Source organism: Caldibacillus thermoamylovorans, assembly GCF_000751775.1.
Taxonomy (GTDB): Bacteria; Bacillota; Bacilli; order Bacillales; family Caldibacillaceae; genus Caldifermentibacillus; species Caldifermentibacillus hisashii.
Genome location: NZ_CCRF01000098.1, coordinates 23,471 through 39,556 on the forward strand (window position 1 = coordinate 23,471; position 16,086 = coordinate 39,556).

General features: G+C 36.9%; 10 protein-coding genes. 5 read left to right on the forward strand and 5 right to left on the reverse strand.

The features are described 5' to 3' along the window. Nucleotides 1-5: 5 nt before the first annotated feature. The 3 genes from BT1A1_RS15875 (at nucleotide 6) to BT1A1_RS15890 (ending at nucleotide 4,840) form a co-directional block, all read left to right on the forward strand. On the forward strand, nucleotides 6-737 hold the full coding sequence (locus BT1A1_RS15875) for an SGNH/GDSL hydrolase family protein (protein WP_051989192.1): 732 nt from the start codon (nucleotides 6-8) through the stop codon (nucleotides 735-737). A gap of 1,142 nt (nucleotides 738-1,879) precedes the next feature. Further along, nucleotides 1,880-2,788, forward strand: a complete 909-nt coding sequence (locus BT1A1_RS15885; protein WP_034773105.1) for a nuclease-related domain-containing protein — start codon at nucleotides 1,880-1,882, stop codon at nucleotides 2,786-2,788. Nucleotides 2,789-3,304: 516 nt separating this feature from the next. Beyond that, nucleotides 3,305-4,840 carry a ClC family H(+)/Cl(-) exchange transporter gene (locus BT1A1_RS15890; RefSeq protein WP_034773106.1) on the forward strand — a complete coding sequence of 512 codons (1,536 nt, stop codon included), beginning with the start codon at nucleotides 3,305-3,307 and terminating at the stop codon, nucleotides 4,838-4,840. A 1,412-nt stretch (nucleotides 4,841-6,252) separates the two neighbouring features. Here BT1A1_RS15890 and BT1A1_RS15895 read toward each other — a convergent pair. Then, nucleotides 6,253-7,926 (reverse strand): bifunctional metallophosphatase/5'-nucleotidase, encoded by a 1,674-nt coding sequence (locus BT1A1_RS15895; RefSeq protein ID WP_051989193.1) that lies wholly within the window; start codon nucleotides 7,924-7,926, stop codon nucleotides 6,253-6,255. Between the two features lie 209 nt (nucleotides 7,927-8,135). Here BT1A1_RS15895 and BT1A1_RS15900 point away from each other — a divergent pair, with 209 nt between their 5' ends. Further along, nucleotides 8,136-9,623: a glycosyltransferase family protein gene (locus tag BT1A1_RS15900; RefSeq protein ID WP_034773107.1), complete on the forward strand. Its 1,488-nt coding sequence runs from the start codon at nucleotides 8,136-8,138 to the stop codon at nucleotides 9,621-9,623. A gap of 1,742 nt (nucleotides 9,624-11,365) precedes the next feature. Here the strand turns inward: BT1A1_RS15900 and BT1A1_RS15915 are convergent. Next, nucleotides 11,366-12,367 carry an LCP family glycopolymer transferase gene (locus tag BT1A1_RS15915; RefSeq protein WP_051989194.1) on the reverse strand — a complete coding sequence of 334 codons (1,002 nt, stop codon included), beginning with the start codon at nucleotides 12,365-12,367 and terminating at the stop codon, nucleotides 11,366-11,368. A 564-nt stretch (nucleotides 12,368-12,931) separates the two neighbouring features. Between BT1A1_RS15915 and BT1A1_RS15920 the strand changes: the two genes are divergently transcribed. Further along, nucleotides 12,932-13,963 carry an LCP family protein gene (locus BT1A1_RS15920; protein ID WP_034773110.1) on the forward strand — a complete coding sequence of 344 codons (1,032 nt, stop codon included), beginning with the start codon at nucleotides 12,932-12,934 and terminating at the stop codon, nucleotides 13,961-13,963. An 89-nt stretch (nucleotides 13,964-14,052) separates the two neighbouring features. Here BT1A1_RS15920 and BT1A1_RS18285 read toward each other — a convergent pair whose 3' ends face one another. The 3 genes from BT1A1_RS18285 to BT1A1_RS15930 are packed head-to-tail and all read right to left on the reverse strand — an operon-like array spanning nucleotide 14,053 to nucleotide 15,932. Next, complete coding sequence (locus BT1A1_RS18285) at nucleotides 14,053-14,340, reverse strand: hypothetical protein (protein ID WP_156103277.1); 288 nt, start codon at nucleotides 14,338-14,340, stop codon at nucleotides 14,053-14,055. Nucleotides 14,341-14,380: 40 nt separating this feature from the next. Continuing rightward, nucleotides 14,381-15,625 carry an LTA synthase family protein gene (locus BT1A1_RS15925; RefSeq protein WP_051989196.1) on the reverse strand — a complete coding sequence of 415 codons (1,245 nt, stop codon included), beginning with the start codon at nucleotides 15,623-15,625 and terminating at the stop codon, nucleotides 14,381-14,383. Continuing rightward, entirely contained in the window at nucleotides 15,618-15,932 is a 315-nt protein-coding gene (locus BT1A1_RS15930; RefSeq protein WP_034773111.1) for a hypothetical protein, read from the reverse strand. Before BT1A1_RS15930 ends, BT1A1_RS15925 begins: the two co-directional genes overlap by 8 nt. Nucleotides 15,933-16,086: the final 154 nt, after the last annotated feature.

The following is a 16,086-nucleotide window of genomic DNA, read 5'->3' on the forward strand; positions in this document are numbered from 1 at the left end:
GTGGAGTGTTTTGGAATGAAAAACAAGAACAAGTTGTAAATTATGCCGAGGCCGGTGTTATTGGGCATGGAGGCAAGTCAGGTGGCACCGTGAAAAAGTCTGACGCTCGGCGAACAGAAATTGAATCGATGACGGCAAATTTACCTAAAGGCGTTCAAAAAGCTTTTCTTGCAGCCTATGATGACGGTAAAAAATTGGAGATTGCCTTTGTCGGTACGTCAGCTTTAGGAAAAGGGGCCGGTGGATGGAGTGATATGGTCGAGAAACAATTGGAGACCGCTTACGGAACTTCATTCGTGGATGTTGTCACTTATCAATATGATGGCGGATCTTCAGGTTTCCTTACCAGTAGTTTAGCTGAGGAAGTTGCGAGTGCGGGTTATGATATCGTCTTTTTGGAAGGTTTCACATTAGAAGATAATGGGGAGATCAGCATTGACCAATCTCTTGCAAATGTCGGAGCGATTGTTGATTTGTTGGTTAGTGGGAATCCTGATGTGCAAATTATTTTGCAGCCGCCACACCCAATTTATGCGGCCGTCAATTACCCGCGGCAAGTTGAGCAATTAAAAGCATTTGCCGAAGAGAAGGGTCTGCCTTATTTTGATCACTGGACAAATTGGCCGGATTATACGAGTGACGAGATTTTACAATACTTAACAGATGACAACATGCCGAGTGGGACCGGACATCAATTGTGGGCCGAGGCGATTATGAATTATTTTGTAGCGAAATAAGATTGTTATGGATTCGGCGATGTTTATTGACGGCATCGGCAGGGATCTAGCGGCAGTGAGAGGCAGCAAGAGGCAGCAAGAGGCAGTGAACTCGAACTAACTTTATAAGCACAATAGAGGGGAGAATCTGTTGTGCTTATTTTTGTTTCTGCTGTAAAGCTTTGAGTGCCTGCTTGTGTTTATTTGTGGTCATTCGACAGTTTTTTCAAACAATTGTTTGTTTGAAAACGTGTTGAAGTCTTGGCTTTTCTAGGGTTGGGGAAATTGGGCGTGCGTGATTCGACATTTTTTGGTTTCTATTTGTTCAACTACTAATTTTTGTTCAATTGCAAATTATGGATAGCCAATTCCGAAGTCATAGCTGGCTTACTTATCTTGGGTATGGGTTGGTCTTGTGATTGTTTGTTTTTGAGTGTATTCATTCGGGGGAGATATTTTCATGTTTTGTGTACGATTGTGAGGTGGTAAACAATTTCAATTGAGTTAAGACATATTCAGTCCATGAGGCTCTGGCTTGGTTCGATTCTATTGGACAGTTTTTACTGGTGGACGTCTATTTTGTCCAATAGCGCCCGGCTATTGGACAATTTTTGCTGGTCGGCAGCCCATTTTGTCCATGAGAGCCGTTCTATTGGACAATTTTTACTGGTTGGCTCCTCATTTTGTCCACGAGAACCGTTCTATTGGACAGTTTTTACTAATTGACCCCTGATTTTGTCCACGAGAGCCGTTCTATTGGACAGTTTTTCCTGATTGAGCCTCCATTTTGTCCGCGAGAGCCGCTCTATTGGACAGTTTCACCTAGTTGAGGCTCCATTTTGTCCGCGAGAGCCGCTCTATTGGACAGTTTCACCTGATTGAGCCTCCATTTTGTCCGCGAGAGCCGTTCTATTGGACAGTTTCCACTGGTCGACTCCTTATTTTGTCCATGAGCGCCGCCCGGATCCTTTTTTATTGGACAGCTTATTTTCCTATCACTCAATTAGTGTTTTCTATTAAATTTCCCTAAAAGTCTTACTACGGAGCAACACGTACTTCCCGTTCGCACCTTACAAGAAAAACCTTTTTAAAAGTTTCGTATGGATTATTTTATAGTTTTGTTCTATAATAATTCTGAAAAAACAATTAAAAGGAAGTGGAACATGGAGTATAAGGTACGAACTGAGCCATTGGAATTGCAAGTAATGAGAATTCTTATTGCTCGTGCTGATCTAGCAGAAAGTGACAGACAATATTACAGGAATTTAGAAAAGGGGTATGAGGGGGAACTTTTTTTTGATTCTATTACTAGGCAACTCCAGAGCAACTGCCTCATTTTAAATGATTTGCTACTTGAAGCAAACCATTCTACGTTTCAGATTGATTCCTTAATTATTTTCCCTAATTCATTGCAGGTTTTTGATATTAAAAACAATGAGGGTGACCATTATTTTGAGGAGGAAAAATTATTTATAAAACCAAATCTTGAAATTTCTAATCCCGTTGATCAAATAAAGAGGACAGAAAATCGTTTTCGCAGATGGGTGAAGGATCACGGATTTAGTTTCCCTATCGTTGTAAATATTGTGTTTGTTAATCCAAGGTTCACACTGTATCAAGCACCGATGAACATGCCATTTATTTTTCACTCTCAACTTGATCGATATTTTGAACAACTTGATAGCCATACAGGCAAGTTGACAAGTAAACACAAATTGTTGGCCGATCAATTAATTAACTCACAAGTTAGTAAAGAACCTTTCATAAAGCTCCCTACCTATGATTATGGGAATTTGAGGAAAGGTATAATCTGTGAAAAATGTAATAAGATTGCAGTCGCAGTGGATAGGGGAAAACATTGTCTTTGTCTCGATTGTGGGCATAAAGAATTAGTTGAAACTGCTGTCTTACGAAGTGTAGAAGAGATCAAGCTACTATTTCCGGATCGAAAAATCACGACAAATTTAGTACATGAGTGGTGTAAGGTAGTTCCGAGCAAAAAAAGAATCAACCGGATACTTGAGAAAAATCTTAAAAAATCCGGAAAGAATAAATGGGTTTATTTTGAATAACTATGATTGAGTCTTTAATCAAATTATTCACAGAAAATCAAAAACTTAGTTTAACTTTTGGTCTGCCAAGCTTTTCGGGCTTTATCATGATGTACTAAAAAAGTGAGAAAAGAATCCTTTTCTGTGATCATTCATGATTGTGAGCCGTGATCATGATTTTTTTTAAAAGTTAAATTTGCTACTTTAACGCAAAAAGCACTAGATTTCAATTGGAAAATTAATTTGGGTTGAGTCAAGCTATTCGTAATAAGTCCATGCCAACAATTATAGTATTATTGACCGTGAATAACATCTTGGTATGGTATTTAGTTAGATTATTTTGCACTTTTTCAATGGCCTCTCCATTTGCTTAAGCAGTTTTAAATTTAGGTATTCTGTGATATTCTGTTACATAGGGGTACTCTTTTCTTGGTTTTGATTCTTATCATTCTACCAAGGAGTATCCTTTTTTTAGTGAAATTTGCTTTCTATCTTAGCGTGCTACCTCTTAGTTCTCGTATTTGGAGTTGACAGAAAATGAAAGACAAAATTTCAATCTGGTCAATACCGTTGAACCCGATTGGATACGTTATACGAGGTGGATTGGTTGGAATTTTGGCAGGATACGTTGTTAGTATTTTTCGCCTGTCCATTCAACAATCAATTAATTATGTCAAGACTTTTTTTGAACGTACCCATGAACATCCTGCTTTGTTCTTTTATGCAATCATCTGTATCATTTTGGCAACCCTTTTCCTCAGCTGGTTATTGAGGAGCGAGCCGAATATTAAAGGCAGCGGTATTCCTCAAGTGAAAGGACAAATTCAAGGAGTCATTGAACTAAACTGGAAATCAGTTCTATGGAAAAAGTTTGTTGGTGGGATCCTCTCCATCGGTTCCGGTGCATTTCTTGGTCGGGAAGGTCCTTCGATTCAATTAGGGGCTACAGTCGGACAAGGTGTCAATGAATATACACATGGAAATAAAACGGATGAAAAAATTTTGATTACAAGTGGTGCCAGTGCCGGTCTTTCTGCTGCATTTAACGCTCCGGTAGCCGGACTGTTATTCGGATTAGAAGAGATTCATCATCATTTCAGCTCGACGTTACTGGTCACATGTTTTGCCGCTTCGATTACGTCAAACTTTGTCTCCTTAAATATTTTTGGCATGACGCCTGTTCTCTATTTAGGGGAACTACCAACTTTCCCACTACAAAGTTATCTCTGGCTCATTGCCTTAGGGGGACTCTTGGCGGTTTTCGGCTATCTATATCAAAAAGTGTTGTTCCATATATCGGAATGGTATCAACATATTCGATTTCTTCCAAACCATATGTACGGACTTATCCCGTTTCTATTAATCATCCCAATTGGGTACTTTGTTCCTGATCTTTTAGGCGGCGGTGCTGAAGTCATTATAGGGCTCAGTCATACGTATTTTTCTTTAGGAATGTTGGTGCTAATCTTGGTTTTGCGCTTTGTTTTTTCCATGATTTCCTATGGAAGTGGTCTGCCAGGGGGAATTTTTCTTCCTTTACTAACGATTGGTGCTTCCTTGGGTGCATTATTTGGTCAATTGATTCACATATATTTCGGAGTGGACGATGAACTAATCCGTTGTTTTATCGTCTATGCAATGGCCGGCTATTTTACTGCAATCTGCAAAGCTCCATTAACCGGAATCATATTAGTTTCGGAAATGGTAGGAAATTTAGAAGTATTAATGCCTATTGCAATCGTTTCTCTCTCTGCCTATGTGTTTGCCGATATGATGGGCGTCATCCCTGTTTATGATGGCCTTCTCCAAAAATTATTAGGCGGACAGATTGGTCATAAGAAAGGTCGCTATACAACTTTTGTTTACCCGGTCGCAGTGACGAATACTTCGCTAGTCGGTAAAAGAGTAAAAGATTGCCCTTGGCCAAGTGAAACCCTTTTAGTTCTGATTAAACGAGGTGAAAAAGAAATTGTTCCACATGGTGATACCGTGATTTATGCCGGAGACCTTTTATTTATTTCAGCAGATGTCGGTCTGGAAAGTACCTACCGAAAACAACTAGATGGAAGATAACGCAGAATGGATAAGCAACTTTAGGTTTTGCGAGCGAATGTATAAACAAACAAAAAAATACGTAATGAATTTGACGTCGCAGCCGGACACAAAAAGGGGAGAGTGTACAAATTTACAAATTTCGACATTCTTTTAATCTAATGGCTAAAATGAATTGTCATCCTATCTTGAAAGATGAGGCTATTTCTACCCACTTATCATTTAATTAATTGCTTACGGACACACAGGATTCAAGTGTTCAAATATTAACATCTAATTAGATTATGATTTAACCAACCGTGAGAGGCGTTCTCGTGGACAGTTCTCGATGGTTGACTCACGGTTTTGTCCATGAGAGCCGCTTTATTGGACAGTTTTTGCTGATAGACTCCCCATTTTGTCCACGAGAACCGTTCTATTGGACAGTTTTTACTAATTGACCCCTGATTTTGTCCACGAGAGCCGTTCTATTGGACAGTTCTTACTAATTGACCCCTGATTTTGTCCACGAGAGCCGCTTTATTGGACAGTTCTTACTAATTGACCCCTGATTTTGTCCACGAGAACCGTTCTATTGGACAGTTTTTCCTGATTGAGCCTCCATTTTGTCCTCGAGAGGCGCTCTATTGGACAATTTTTCCTGATTGCCTCCTCATTTTGTCCATGAGAACCGTTCTATTGGACAGTTTTTGCTGATTGACTTCTTATTTTGTCCACGAGAACCGTTCTATTGGACAGTTTTTACTAATTGACCCCTGATTTTGTCCACGAGAGCCGTTCTATTGGACAGTTTTTCCTGATTGAGCCTCCATTTTGTCCTCGAGAGGCGCTCTATTGGACAATTTTTCCTGATTGCCTCCTCATTTTGTCCATGAGAACTCTTCTATTGGACAATTTTTCCTGATTGCCTCCTCATTTTGTCCATGAGAACCCTTCTATTGGACAATTTTCCTGATTGCCTCCTCATTTTGTCCACGAGAACCCTTCTATTGGACAATTTTCCTGATTGCCTCCTCATTTTGTCCATGAGCGCCGTTCTATTGGACAGTTCCTGCTGCTTGGTCGCCGTTTTGTCCGCGAAACCTAACTTTTATGTGAGGATTTTTTATTTTCAATGTACATGAATGCAATGAGTTTAATTCTTACTCGATTGTTCAAATAATCGTTTGTTTGAATTTGGCTTAGGCGCTTGTGGTTGCTGGTTTTGGAAAAAAAGGGGTCGCATATTTTGACAATTTTTGTAGGAGTTCAGGTGGCCCCACCCATAAATTAGTGAGAAGGTTGTATCATGTCGGAAATGGGTGGGCCAATCGTTTATTGCCCCATCGATAATCTTGGGGTGGACCACCTAAACATTTATGGTCCGCTTCCGCATAATCCTAGGGGGGTTATGGTCCGCTTCCATAAATTTAGTGTGGCCCACCTTCTCAATATTACTTTTGCCCGGCTACATCCACAATCCGCCCTTCAATTGCAGTAGGAATTTTTTTAAGTCCCACCAGATAATCGCGAAAATTTTGCCATTCAAGGATGCCTAGATCGGTAACCTTCCCCGCTGCATACGATTTTTCGAACATCTGATAGCCTTCTGCACCCTTTGCGAGGAAGGTATTTGTGACAATCGAGTAGGTCTGTTCATCTTTTACTTGGTCATAGCTACCGTTTGAATTTTTAACGAATACATTCACAATCCGCTCCCCGGCATTTTTTGTAGAATCAAATTCAATTTTCCCGCCGGCAATGTGCAAAAATCGACTGCTTTCCCTCGGGTATTTTTTTAAGCTAATTTCTAGCGCTTGTTTTAAATCCGCTCCGGTCACTTCCAGAATAGTCAATGTATTACTAAATGGAAGTACCTTGATGACCTCGCCGACTGTGACCGGACCGGACGGGATACCAGCGCGGATTCCACCACCGTTTTGAATAGCCATAACGACATTTTTGTTGTACTTTTTAGCTGTTGCTAGCATACCGTCTGTAATCAGGTTGCCGAGAACGGTCTCGCTGTTACGGACGCTGATTTTTGAACCGGTGCCATCACCAAGTCGTGGGTTTTCAAGGTCATTTTCAAGCGTGACCCCAATTTCTTTTTCAGCCACTTCTTTTATTATTTCAGTATATTTTTTTAATTGTTTAGCCGCTTCGGGATCCGGTTGGAAGTCGGAAACGGATAGTAATTTTCCATCCGCTTCTGTAACCACACCTTTTTTATCAAACTGTACATCAAGGGTGCCAATGTTCATGTTGTTGGCCCCTGCTTGTACAATGACAGTCGGATCTTTTTCAGCACCATGATCATCCCGTTCGACAATCACCGGTTTCGATAACTTAGTATGGCTGTGTCCGCCAACGATCACATCAATTCCGTTTACTTTTGCGGCAAGCATGAGGTCATTGTCGATAGAGGCTTTGTCATCATAACCAAGGTGGGAAAGGGCAATGATTTTGTTAACACCCATTTTTTCAAACGCCTTTACTGTTTTTTTGGCAACAGTAATATAATTTTTAAAGGTAATTGACCCTGGACTTGAAATATCCTTTGTTTCTTCAGTAGTAAGGCCGAAAATCCCTATTTTTTCTCCGTTGATTTCTTTGACGATGCCATTGTAAATTTGCCCGGCTTTCGGTTCGTTTGATATAAGGTCGCTGTAAATGCTGGTAAACTTTTTGTCAGCGGAAAAATTGACATTGGCACTGACGAACGGGAATTTTGCCGCTTTAATGAAGTCGACCAATGCTAGATGACCTTCTTTTGTAGAACCAAGATCAAATTCATGATTGCCAAATGTCATCGCGTCATACCCCATCAGGTTCATGAATTCTAAATCTGCTTGCCCCTTGAAGGCATTGAAGTAGAGGGTCCCTTGGAATACATCCCCGGCATCGAGCAGGAGGGCATCCGGATTTTTTTCTCTAAGCATTTTGACTCCAGTTACGCGGTTAGCAATTTTATCAAGATTAGCATGTGTGTCGTTGGTATGGATGATGGAGAGTTGAAAAGGATCAAATCTTGCTTTTACTGAAGAGGTTGTTAAACTAGTAATAGGCTCTAATACCAAGAGTATTGCAAGTATTGCTGTTAAAGTTATAAAACGTTTAATATGCATAATATTCCCTCCTTGTTTTCATTGTGCCTAAAAATAGTTTTTTTATCTAACCGAAAAATAAACGCTCAATAATTTTAACTTGCTGATTTATATTAAAAGAATCGGATGGTAAAATCTTCCTTTTTAGTAAAAAAAATTTGACCAATAACTGTATTTATATCAAAAAAATGCTATAATGAATGGTGTTTTGATATAGGAGGTTAAAAAGAATGGAGTCAAAGTTGAATCAGTTTCTTGTAAAAACTATATTTATCATCTTTAGTGGAATATCCATTTTCCTGGTAATTCTAAATATGTTTAATTATGCAGGGTTTGAACCAGTGAACCAGTATCCACCAAAAGGTTTTATAACAATCACATTATTAATGAGTATAGTTTTTATCTATCTTTTTTACAGATACCGATCCTTGATTTTAAATATAATTAGCAAATTTGATAAGACCTATTTAGTGTTATCATTACTACTTATAAGTATCATTATTCAACTTATCATTATTATATTATTCAGTACAAGTCCATACACATGGGACTTTGGAAATATTATTATTGAGGCTGAAACCCTTCTTTCAACCGGTCATCTTGGTAGATATTCTACCCTTTTTCCGAATAACTGGCTTTTAATCTTAATTATTTACGCAATAGGTAAAATTCTTTTCCCTTCTCTTATGTTGTATGAATTTTTTAATGTGGCTATCATTACAGTCAGCCAATTTTTCATTTATCGGATTGCTACGAAACTTTTAGGGAGGAAAGTTGGCATTTTTAGTTTACTTCTTAGCATATTCTTTTTCCCATATATGTTTTATTCGCCTATCGTTTATTCAGATACGATATCACTAATTTTTTTAGTCTTACCTCTAAATATACTAATTAATAGAGATGGTAACATGAAAAAGGAATGGCTGCCGATTGTCAGTGCATCTATTTTGTTTGCCTTTGGATATTTAATAAAAGGGTCACTAATTGTTTTTTCCATTGCACTAAGTGTTGTACTCCTGCTTTTTTTAAAAAAATGGAAGAGAGTGTTCTTTTTGATTCCTCTTGTGATTGTCTTTCTGATTAATTCTGGGTTTCATTTTACAGTTTTTCAATCAGGTATTATTGATAAAGAAGTTGTAGAAAAGAATAGTTATCCATTTACCCATTGGATTATGATGGGACAAAATAGAACAAATTTTGGGAAATGGACATATGAAGATGTAGACTTAACTGAAGATCTCCTTAGTAAACATCCTAAAGATGAGGTGAAAAAATACCATTTGAAGGAGATAGAAGCACGCTTTAAAGAACGTGGTGTATTAGGAAGCATCAACTATAATATAAAGAAAATTAGACACACTTGGGCTGACGGGACATATTTTTCCTTAAATAAATTGATGAGAACACCCTTCAATCCTGATAATTTCACAAGACTGACAACTGGATTTAAACACCTTGTTGTTCAGGGCTATGCTCGAATCCAGCATCTATTCATATTAATTGGATTAGTTATTTTTTCAATAAAAACATTTAAAGATAGAAATGAATTTTATACTTTTGGCATGTTATCAGTTATTGGTTTTTTCCTATTCTTTATTCTTTGGGAAGCACGTTCTCGCTATATCGTTAGTGTAACACCAATTCTTATTTTATTAAGCTGTATAGGTTATTTTAACAATTCTAAGGATAAGTCTGGATATGATGAGTCCAACATTTAATTACTAAGCAGAAACAATTTTATACGTATTCTACTGTTTTGTTCTCTCCAAATTTACTACTAGATTTTCAAATCACCCTTGAATTAAACAAGGGTTTTTTTGTTATTAACTAACATCTTTTCTTTAAACTTGATAAATATGAATTTCCACTTACATCTCTTGTCGTATGGTTACTGTGCTAACCAAAGCCAAAGTGAGGAGTGTCTTGACTCTATGATAGCACATAAATCAGAAAAACTAGACCACAAATTGTGTAGTTAGTGCCAAAACGAATATCTGGGGAACATTGGCGAAAACTAAAGGAAAACCGATTGTTCAAGCTTTAGGCAACAGCAGCTTCGTAGTTGCGCTCATACTTAATTTAATCCTTAAAATTTCTCACTATGTCGAATTCGCATCCTTACTAGAAATTTATACCTTCTTAATAAAAAAAAAGATTTCCAAAAAGCTGCACCCTATTACATTTGATAATCATTCGGTCACGGAAGAAGTGAACTTCCAATTTCTTGAGGAGTTCAAGCAATCCATCTATCTGCCTGGGTTGATTCAATCCCATCTAAACGTGGAACGGGATAACAATAGTTCTATCAGAGGCATGAATTAGTGGATTTTCTGATTGACAATACCCTTCTAGGCATTATCGGCTTCTCATATGAATGCCCTACAAACTGATCAGATATCTCATTATGAAGGAAACCTCTAGTCTCACTGTCTCCTAGGAATAATAATGGTATGAAGGAACTTTCCTTTGTTAAAAAATAGAAGGTATGTTACCACCAGAATACATCATAGAAGGGATTCAGGCGGTTTTACTAATCCTGCTGTCATACATAGACTGGGAAATACATTTAAGTTCCAGAAAAAAGATCGGTTAAAAAAGGTAGTCAGCTATCTTCAATCAACCTAGTTCTGGGTAATTTTGAGTGAACGGCCTTAGATATTCGGTTTGCGACAGTAGATGGTCATTTGGCCACCGCTAATATTTTCATCCTTTTATTCATCTGAGAAAAAGCCATTGCAGTTATTGTGTGACTATAATCAACGAGCCAATGTCGAAAACCGGATTGACAAGTTAAAGGAGGGGCTAAGCAGTTGTCTAAAATAACTAACACTCGTTTCTCAAAAATGAGCTTACTGGCATTAGTAAAGTGGTGACCTATAACCCTTTTAAACTGGTTCACACAAGCCATCCTTCTAGACGATCCCTATAGGCGTGAAGCCAAGCTATCCGTCTTTTCCAGGTATGTCGTTGGTTCTAGTCTTATCAATATATCCGTTTGGAAACCTCAAAAAGTTGAAGAAATATCGTAGAAATATGCACCCAAATCTTGAAACCTTTACAGCAATTCGATAAGAGGAAAACCAAAAGCAGCTTTATATTCTAAAAAAAGAATGGAATGAATCATCAACCTGTTATAACATAAATGGGGGTTTCTTGGGAAATAGTTGTCCACAATCCAATTTCATCTTAAAACTTATATTCCGGACATAGTTAGGATATTGAAAATTAATAATCATATTTAGACCTAAAAGCTAAGTAGATTGATATATCTTCTTCACAACGTTTAAGTTTTATGCAATTGGAATACATAAAAAGATTTGTTGGCTGTGCTCTAAACAAACATTATTTTGTTGATCATGTTCAAATGCGAAATATGGATTAAAAGACTCTAAAGGTGTTTTGCATGATTACCTCAATATTAATAAGGACCACACAAAAGTGTAGTCCACACTTAAAATCCTTATTTAGTATCATCTACAGTGCTATCAGATAACGCTGCAGTATCTGCCGTATCAACACCAAGCAACATATCATGAACTTTTTCTAATTCTTTATCCGGTATTTCATAATAATAAACACCTTTGATTTTTGCGTTTTCTCCTTGGAGCATATAGCTTTCTATATTTTTCGTTACATCCATATAGCCCAATAAAAGTGATTTCATATCGTTAAAACTCATGTTGGTTTGCAAATTATCACCCAGAACATCAATCACATCATTTAATTTGGTTACAGTTCCCATACTTTTCCCTTTATCAATGATGGCATTAATAACTTTCCGTTGACGCTCTGTCCGACCAAAGTCACCTTGTGGATCAAGATGCCGCATTCGGACGTAACCGAGTGCCTTAGCTCCGTCCAGTTTAATCTCCCCTTCTTTCCAGTGGTATCCCGGTTTATAAAAACCTTCGTCCACCCATTCTAGTTCATTATTTACAGTAACACCGCCTATGGCATCAATTAAATCCGCCAGTCCTTCCATGTTCAATTCAACATAATAGTCAAGATCGATATCAAGAAGGTTTTCAACTGTCGCCACAGACATATCTACTCCACCATATGCATAAGCGTGGTTAATTTTCGTTTCGATCCCTTTTCCGGCAATCTTAGCTAATGTATCCCGGGGAATACTTACAATTGTAGTTTTCTCTTGCTTCGGATTTAATGAAAGGACCATGATGGAATCAGAACGCCCGCCGTCTTCCGCACGTTCATCAACACCAAGCAATAAAATATTTAACAATTCATTACTATCCAGTTTTTCCTTTACTTCAGATGTATCAATCGATTCAATATTCTTTGACATCTTTTTATCGACCGTTTCCTTTGCATGTCCATAAATACTGTATACATAACCTACTACACTTATAATCATTATTAACAGTAGAGTACCTACTATTTTAGGCCATTTCCGTAATTTTCTTTTATGCTTTTTTGTTTTCACTCTAGTTTCTTGTACCATTTATCATCATCCTTTTTTACAGTTTATCTACGAAAGCTGGTTCATCGCACTTATCAATGGGTTTATAGGTTTTGGGGCTTTATATGGAGTAGCGTGTATGGTAGCCTTGTTTGGCGGTGCCGATGTTGTGACATCTGGCTTCTCGGCAGGAGAACCACACCCGCCGAGGCTCCATGTCAAGCCCCCTTAAATAAACTATCTATGTTATACTACCACACAAAATTGAGAATACCCCGAAAGCACTTATATTCTTCAATCCGGCTATCTTCTTTTAATAAGGCAAAAAAATATTTTGACAATTCATCTGTTAAGCTATTATTAATTTATCAAAATTTGGTCTGATTGGATACTATTTTTTTGACAATTTACGATTAATTATACACTTTTTCGCCAAAAATTTTAGGAATTTATTTTTTCCAAATCTGGCAGAGTTGTAATTTCGACTTTTTCAGTTTAAATCCATATTCCCTTACAAATAAGCGTTTTCTTTTTTATGGTTTTTGGTAAAATATGAAGTAAGTCTTAAAATAGAATTTAATATTGTTTAAAATAAGGGGAATTTATATGGATAATAAAGGAAATACACGGTTATACCGAAAAACAAAAAGAAAAAAACGAAAGCGACTAGTTATTTTATTACCTTTCTTAATCATACTTGTATCAATATTATCATACGGAGGGTTTTTATACTGGAAAGCACATTCGGCTATTTCCGACTCCTTTGAGGATATTGGTAGAGATAAATCTGATTTACGGGAAAAAATTGTCGATCCAACAAAAGATAATATTTCTATTCTTATTATCGGTGTAGACTCAAGTGAGGCAAGAAAAGAGAGAGGGAATAATTTATCTGATACATTAATGTTGGCAACTTTAAACAAGCATGAAAATAGTGTAAAGTTATTAAGTATTCCAAGGGATACCTATGTTTATGTGCCTGCAATTGGTGAAAAAACAAAAATTAACCACGCCCATTCAAAGGGTGGAGCCAAAGCAACAATCGAAACGGTAGAAAATTTATTAGAAGTACCGATTGACTATTACGTTAGTATCAATTTCGAGGCATTCATCGAAATTGTCGACGCATTAGGCGGTATAACGGTTGATGTTCCGTATGAATTTGCCGAACTCGATTCCAAAGAAAAATCATTAATTTTTCTTAAACCCGGTGTTCAAAAATTAAATGGTGAAGAGGCACTTGCTCTCGCTCGAACCAGGAAATTGGACAACGATATCGAAAGAGGGAAACGTCAGCAGGAAATTATTAAGGCTATCATTAAAAAGGCTGTTTCTGTAGGTTCAATTACTAAATATGATGATGTCATCGAAGCAGTTGGAAATAATATGAAAACTAATATGACATTTGGGGAAATGCGTGGTTTAGCTTCCTATGGACTTAATGATAAAAATTTGGCGATTGAATCACTGACATTAAAAGGATCCGACTATAAACCAGGAAAAACATATTATTACAAATTGGACGAGGAATCTTTAGAAGAGACGAAACAGCTGCTGGTTAATCATTTGGAATTGGATAACAGTAAAACAGCGATTAATGATGACAGTAATGACAATATTAGTTCCGATCAAAATTAAAATTGGCGGCAAAATTTTTGGGAATCCTGAAGTCGAAAACACGACATTTGGATTCCCATTTTATATTTAACCAAGACGTTTACGATTATTTAGCTCTCTTGGTTAGTCTCCTCAGTTTGTTCTAACAAATACAAATAATCATCCCTTAATATATTACTGTTATAAAAATTGGAATTTTTTGCCAGCTCCTCATTTACAAAATTAAATTTATGTTCTTCTGTCAATGTTTTTTCTCCGGAAAATAGATTGGTTCCTAAACCCAGCCGTTCACCTTCAATTTGCACACCGATACTTGCTAAAATCGTCGGATACACATCAAGAGAAGTAAATGTTCTATTTTTTTCTTGAAGAGGAGTGGCCACAGAATTAATGAACACATTATAGATAGTCCGTTCATATTCATCCGATAAATGTTCCTCAAAAAATTTCGGATCTTTGCATACTTAAATGGTCACCTAATATGACTAAAGTGGTATTATCATAAAACGGCTGTTGTTGTAACCACTCGATAAATTCGGCAACTTGTTTGGATGAATAAGCATACACATTTTCATATTGCGTTCCGTATATTTCTTCTGCCCCTTCTTCTAAATATCCGTCCTGAAAATGCGTATTTGCCGTCAAAAAAGTAAAATTGAAAGGTTCACCTTGCTCTGCCAATTCGATAATTTCCTCTTTTGCCCAAGTAAATAGATGTGTGTCGTCAAAGCCCCACCAAACGCGGTCACTTTCATCCATCTTCCCTTGTTCGATGGCCGTATTTACATCAAAAATTTTATAGTCCCCATGTTTTTTAAAATAATTGCTTCGACCGCCAAAATTTGCATCGGATCCTGCCATAAACTCCAAATTATACCCGGCCTCTTTCAGCACATCACCTAATGCATATGCCCCGGCCAAGAATTGGTCTGAGGATGTATATTCATTTCCATTAATGGGAATTTTTAAAGGCAGTCCGGTAGTCGTCGAAACAATTCCGGCTACTGTCCACCCGGTCCCTTCTACTTGATAGGCTCCACCTATTTTCTCGGTGTTCGAAAAGTTAATATGTTTCAAGGCTAAATTTTCTAATTCCGGAACAACTGAGTACTCCCAACCGCCACCATTTTCTTTTGATATAAATGAGTTTTCCATCGATTCCATATATAAAATGATCAAATTTCTCTTTTGTTCAGGAAAAGTTAAGTTGACATCTGCCCCACCTGCATAGTTTTCTTCTATAAATGTCGAGTAATCTGTTAAACTAGCAACATATTGTTTGACACCAATTAAGTGATAACCGGCAAACAGGGATAATACCAAAACAATAACCGAATAGGAAAAACGATATTTATATAGAGTTTTATTTGGAAAAATTGAAAAATATAACTTTTTACGGTTAACATTCATTTCTATCATGTTGATTCGATCTTTGAACCGACATATTGGAAGTAGTAAAGCCAATAAAATCATGAAAAACGGGAACAAGCTTTTTTTTATGCCTGTTAATATTACATCTTTTGATGTACCTCCCACCCCATTAAAAAGATAAAATACCATTTCATCTACCGTTTGATCAGAAAAATAATTTCTAATATACAAGGAAAAAGATAATATAACTGAAGCGATTACAATGATGACTATGGCTAATATTCCCTTTTTCAAATGACGTTTATTATCCATTTTCCCGCTCCACTTGCAATTTCAGCTTCACATTTAATTCAATAAATCGGTAAGAGACAACAAGTAAAAGGGAAATAACCAAAGCCATCAAAGTATATTTAAATGTAAATAAACTTGTATAAATAAAGGAATCAGTGTTGAAAAAATAAATCAATATTCCATACATTACACAATTGGTAATAAGGGAAAATAATGCAAAATGGGTAACCGCTTCAAACAAATTCAAAGTTTTTCCGGATAATTTCGAATAAAACAGTAATGCAACGAGAGAAGGCATAACCAGTGACATAATTTCATTAAAACTCACCATTTCCACCTACCTGTAAGTCATATTCTGTAATTACCAACGATTCGTGATCAGTTGGTAAAATAAGGCGAATAATTTTAATGAAAGGGCTTTAATTTTTTAAAAATATATTCTTACGTAATCTTTTTTAGACCCGTAAATAGCTTGTTCATAA

What these genes read in the sequence shown, in the direction of transcription:
- BT1A1_RS15885 (WP_034773105.1), top strand. Translation starts at nt 1,880, where the DNA reads ATGGAGTATAAGGTACGAACTGAGCCATTGGAATTGCAAGTAATGAGA.
- BT1A1_RS15890 (WP_034773106.1), top strand. Translation starts at nt 3,305, where the DNA reads ATGAAAGACAAAATTTCAATCTGGTCAATACCGTTGAACCCGATTGGA.
- BT1A1_RS15895 (WP_051989193.1), bottom strand. Translation starts at nt 7,926, where the DNA reads ATGCATATTAAACGTTTTATAACTTTAACAGCAATACTTGCAATACTC.
- BT1A1_RS15900 (WP_034773107.1), top strand. Translation starts at nt 8,136, where the DNA reads ATGGAGTCAAAGTTGAATCAGTTTCTTGTAAAAACTATATTTATCATC.
- BT1A1_RS15915 (WP_051989194.1), bottom strand. Translation starts at nt 12,367, where the DNA reads ATGGTACAAGAAACTAGAGTGAAAACAAAAAAGCATAAAAGAAAATTA.
- BT1A1_RS15920 (WP_034773110.1), top strand. Translation starts at nt 12,932, where the DNA reads ATGGATAATAAAGGAAATACACGGTTATACCGAAAAACAAAAAGAAAA.
- BT1A1_RS15925 (WP_051989196.1), bottom strand. Translation starts at nt 15,625, where the DNA reads ATGGATAATAAACGTCATTTGAAAAAGGGAATATTAGCCATAGTCATC.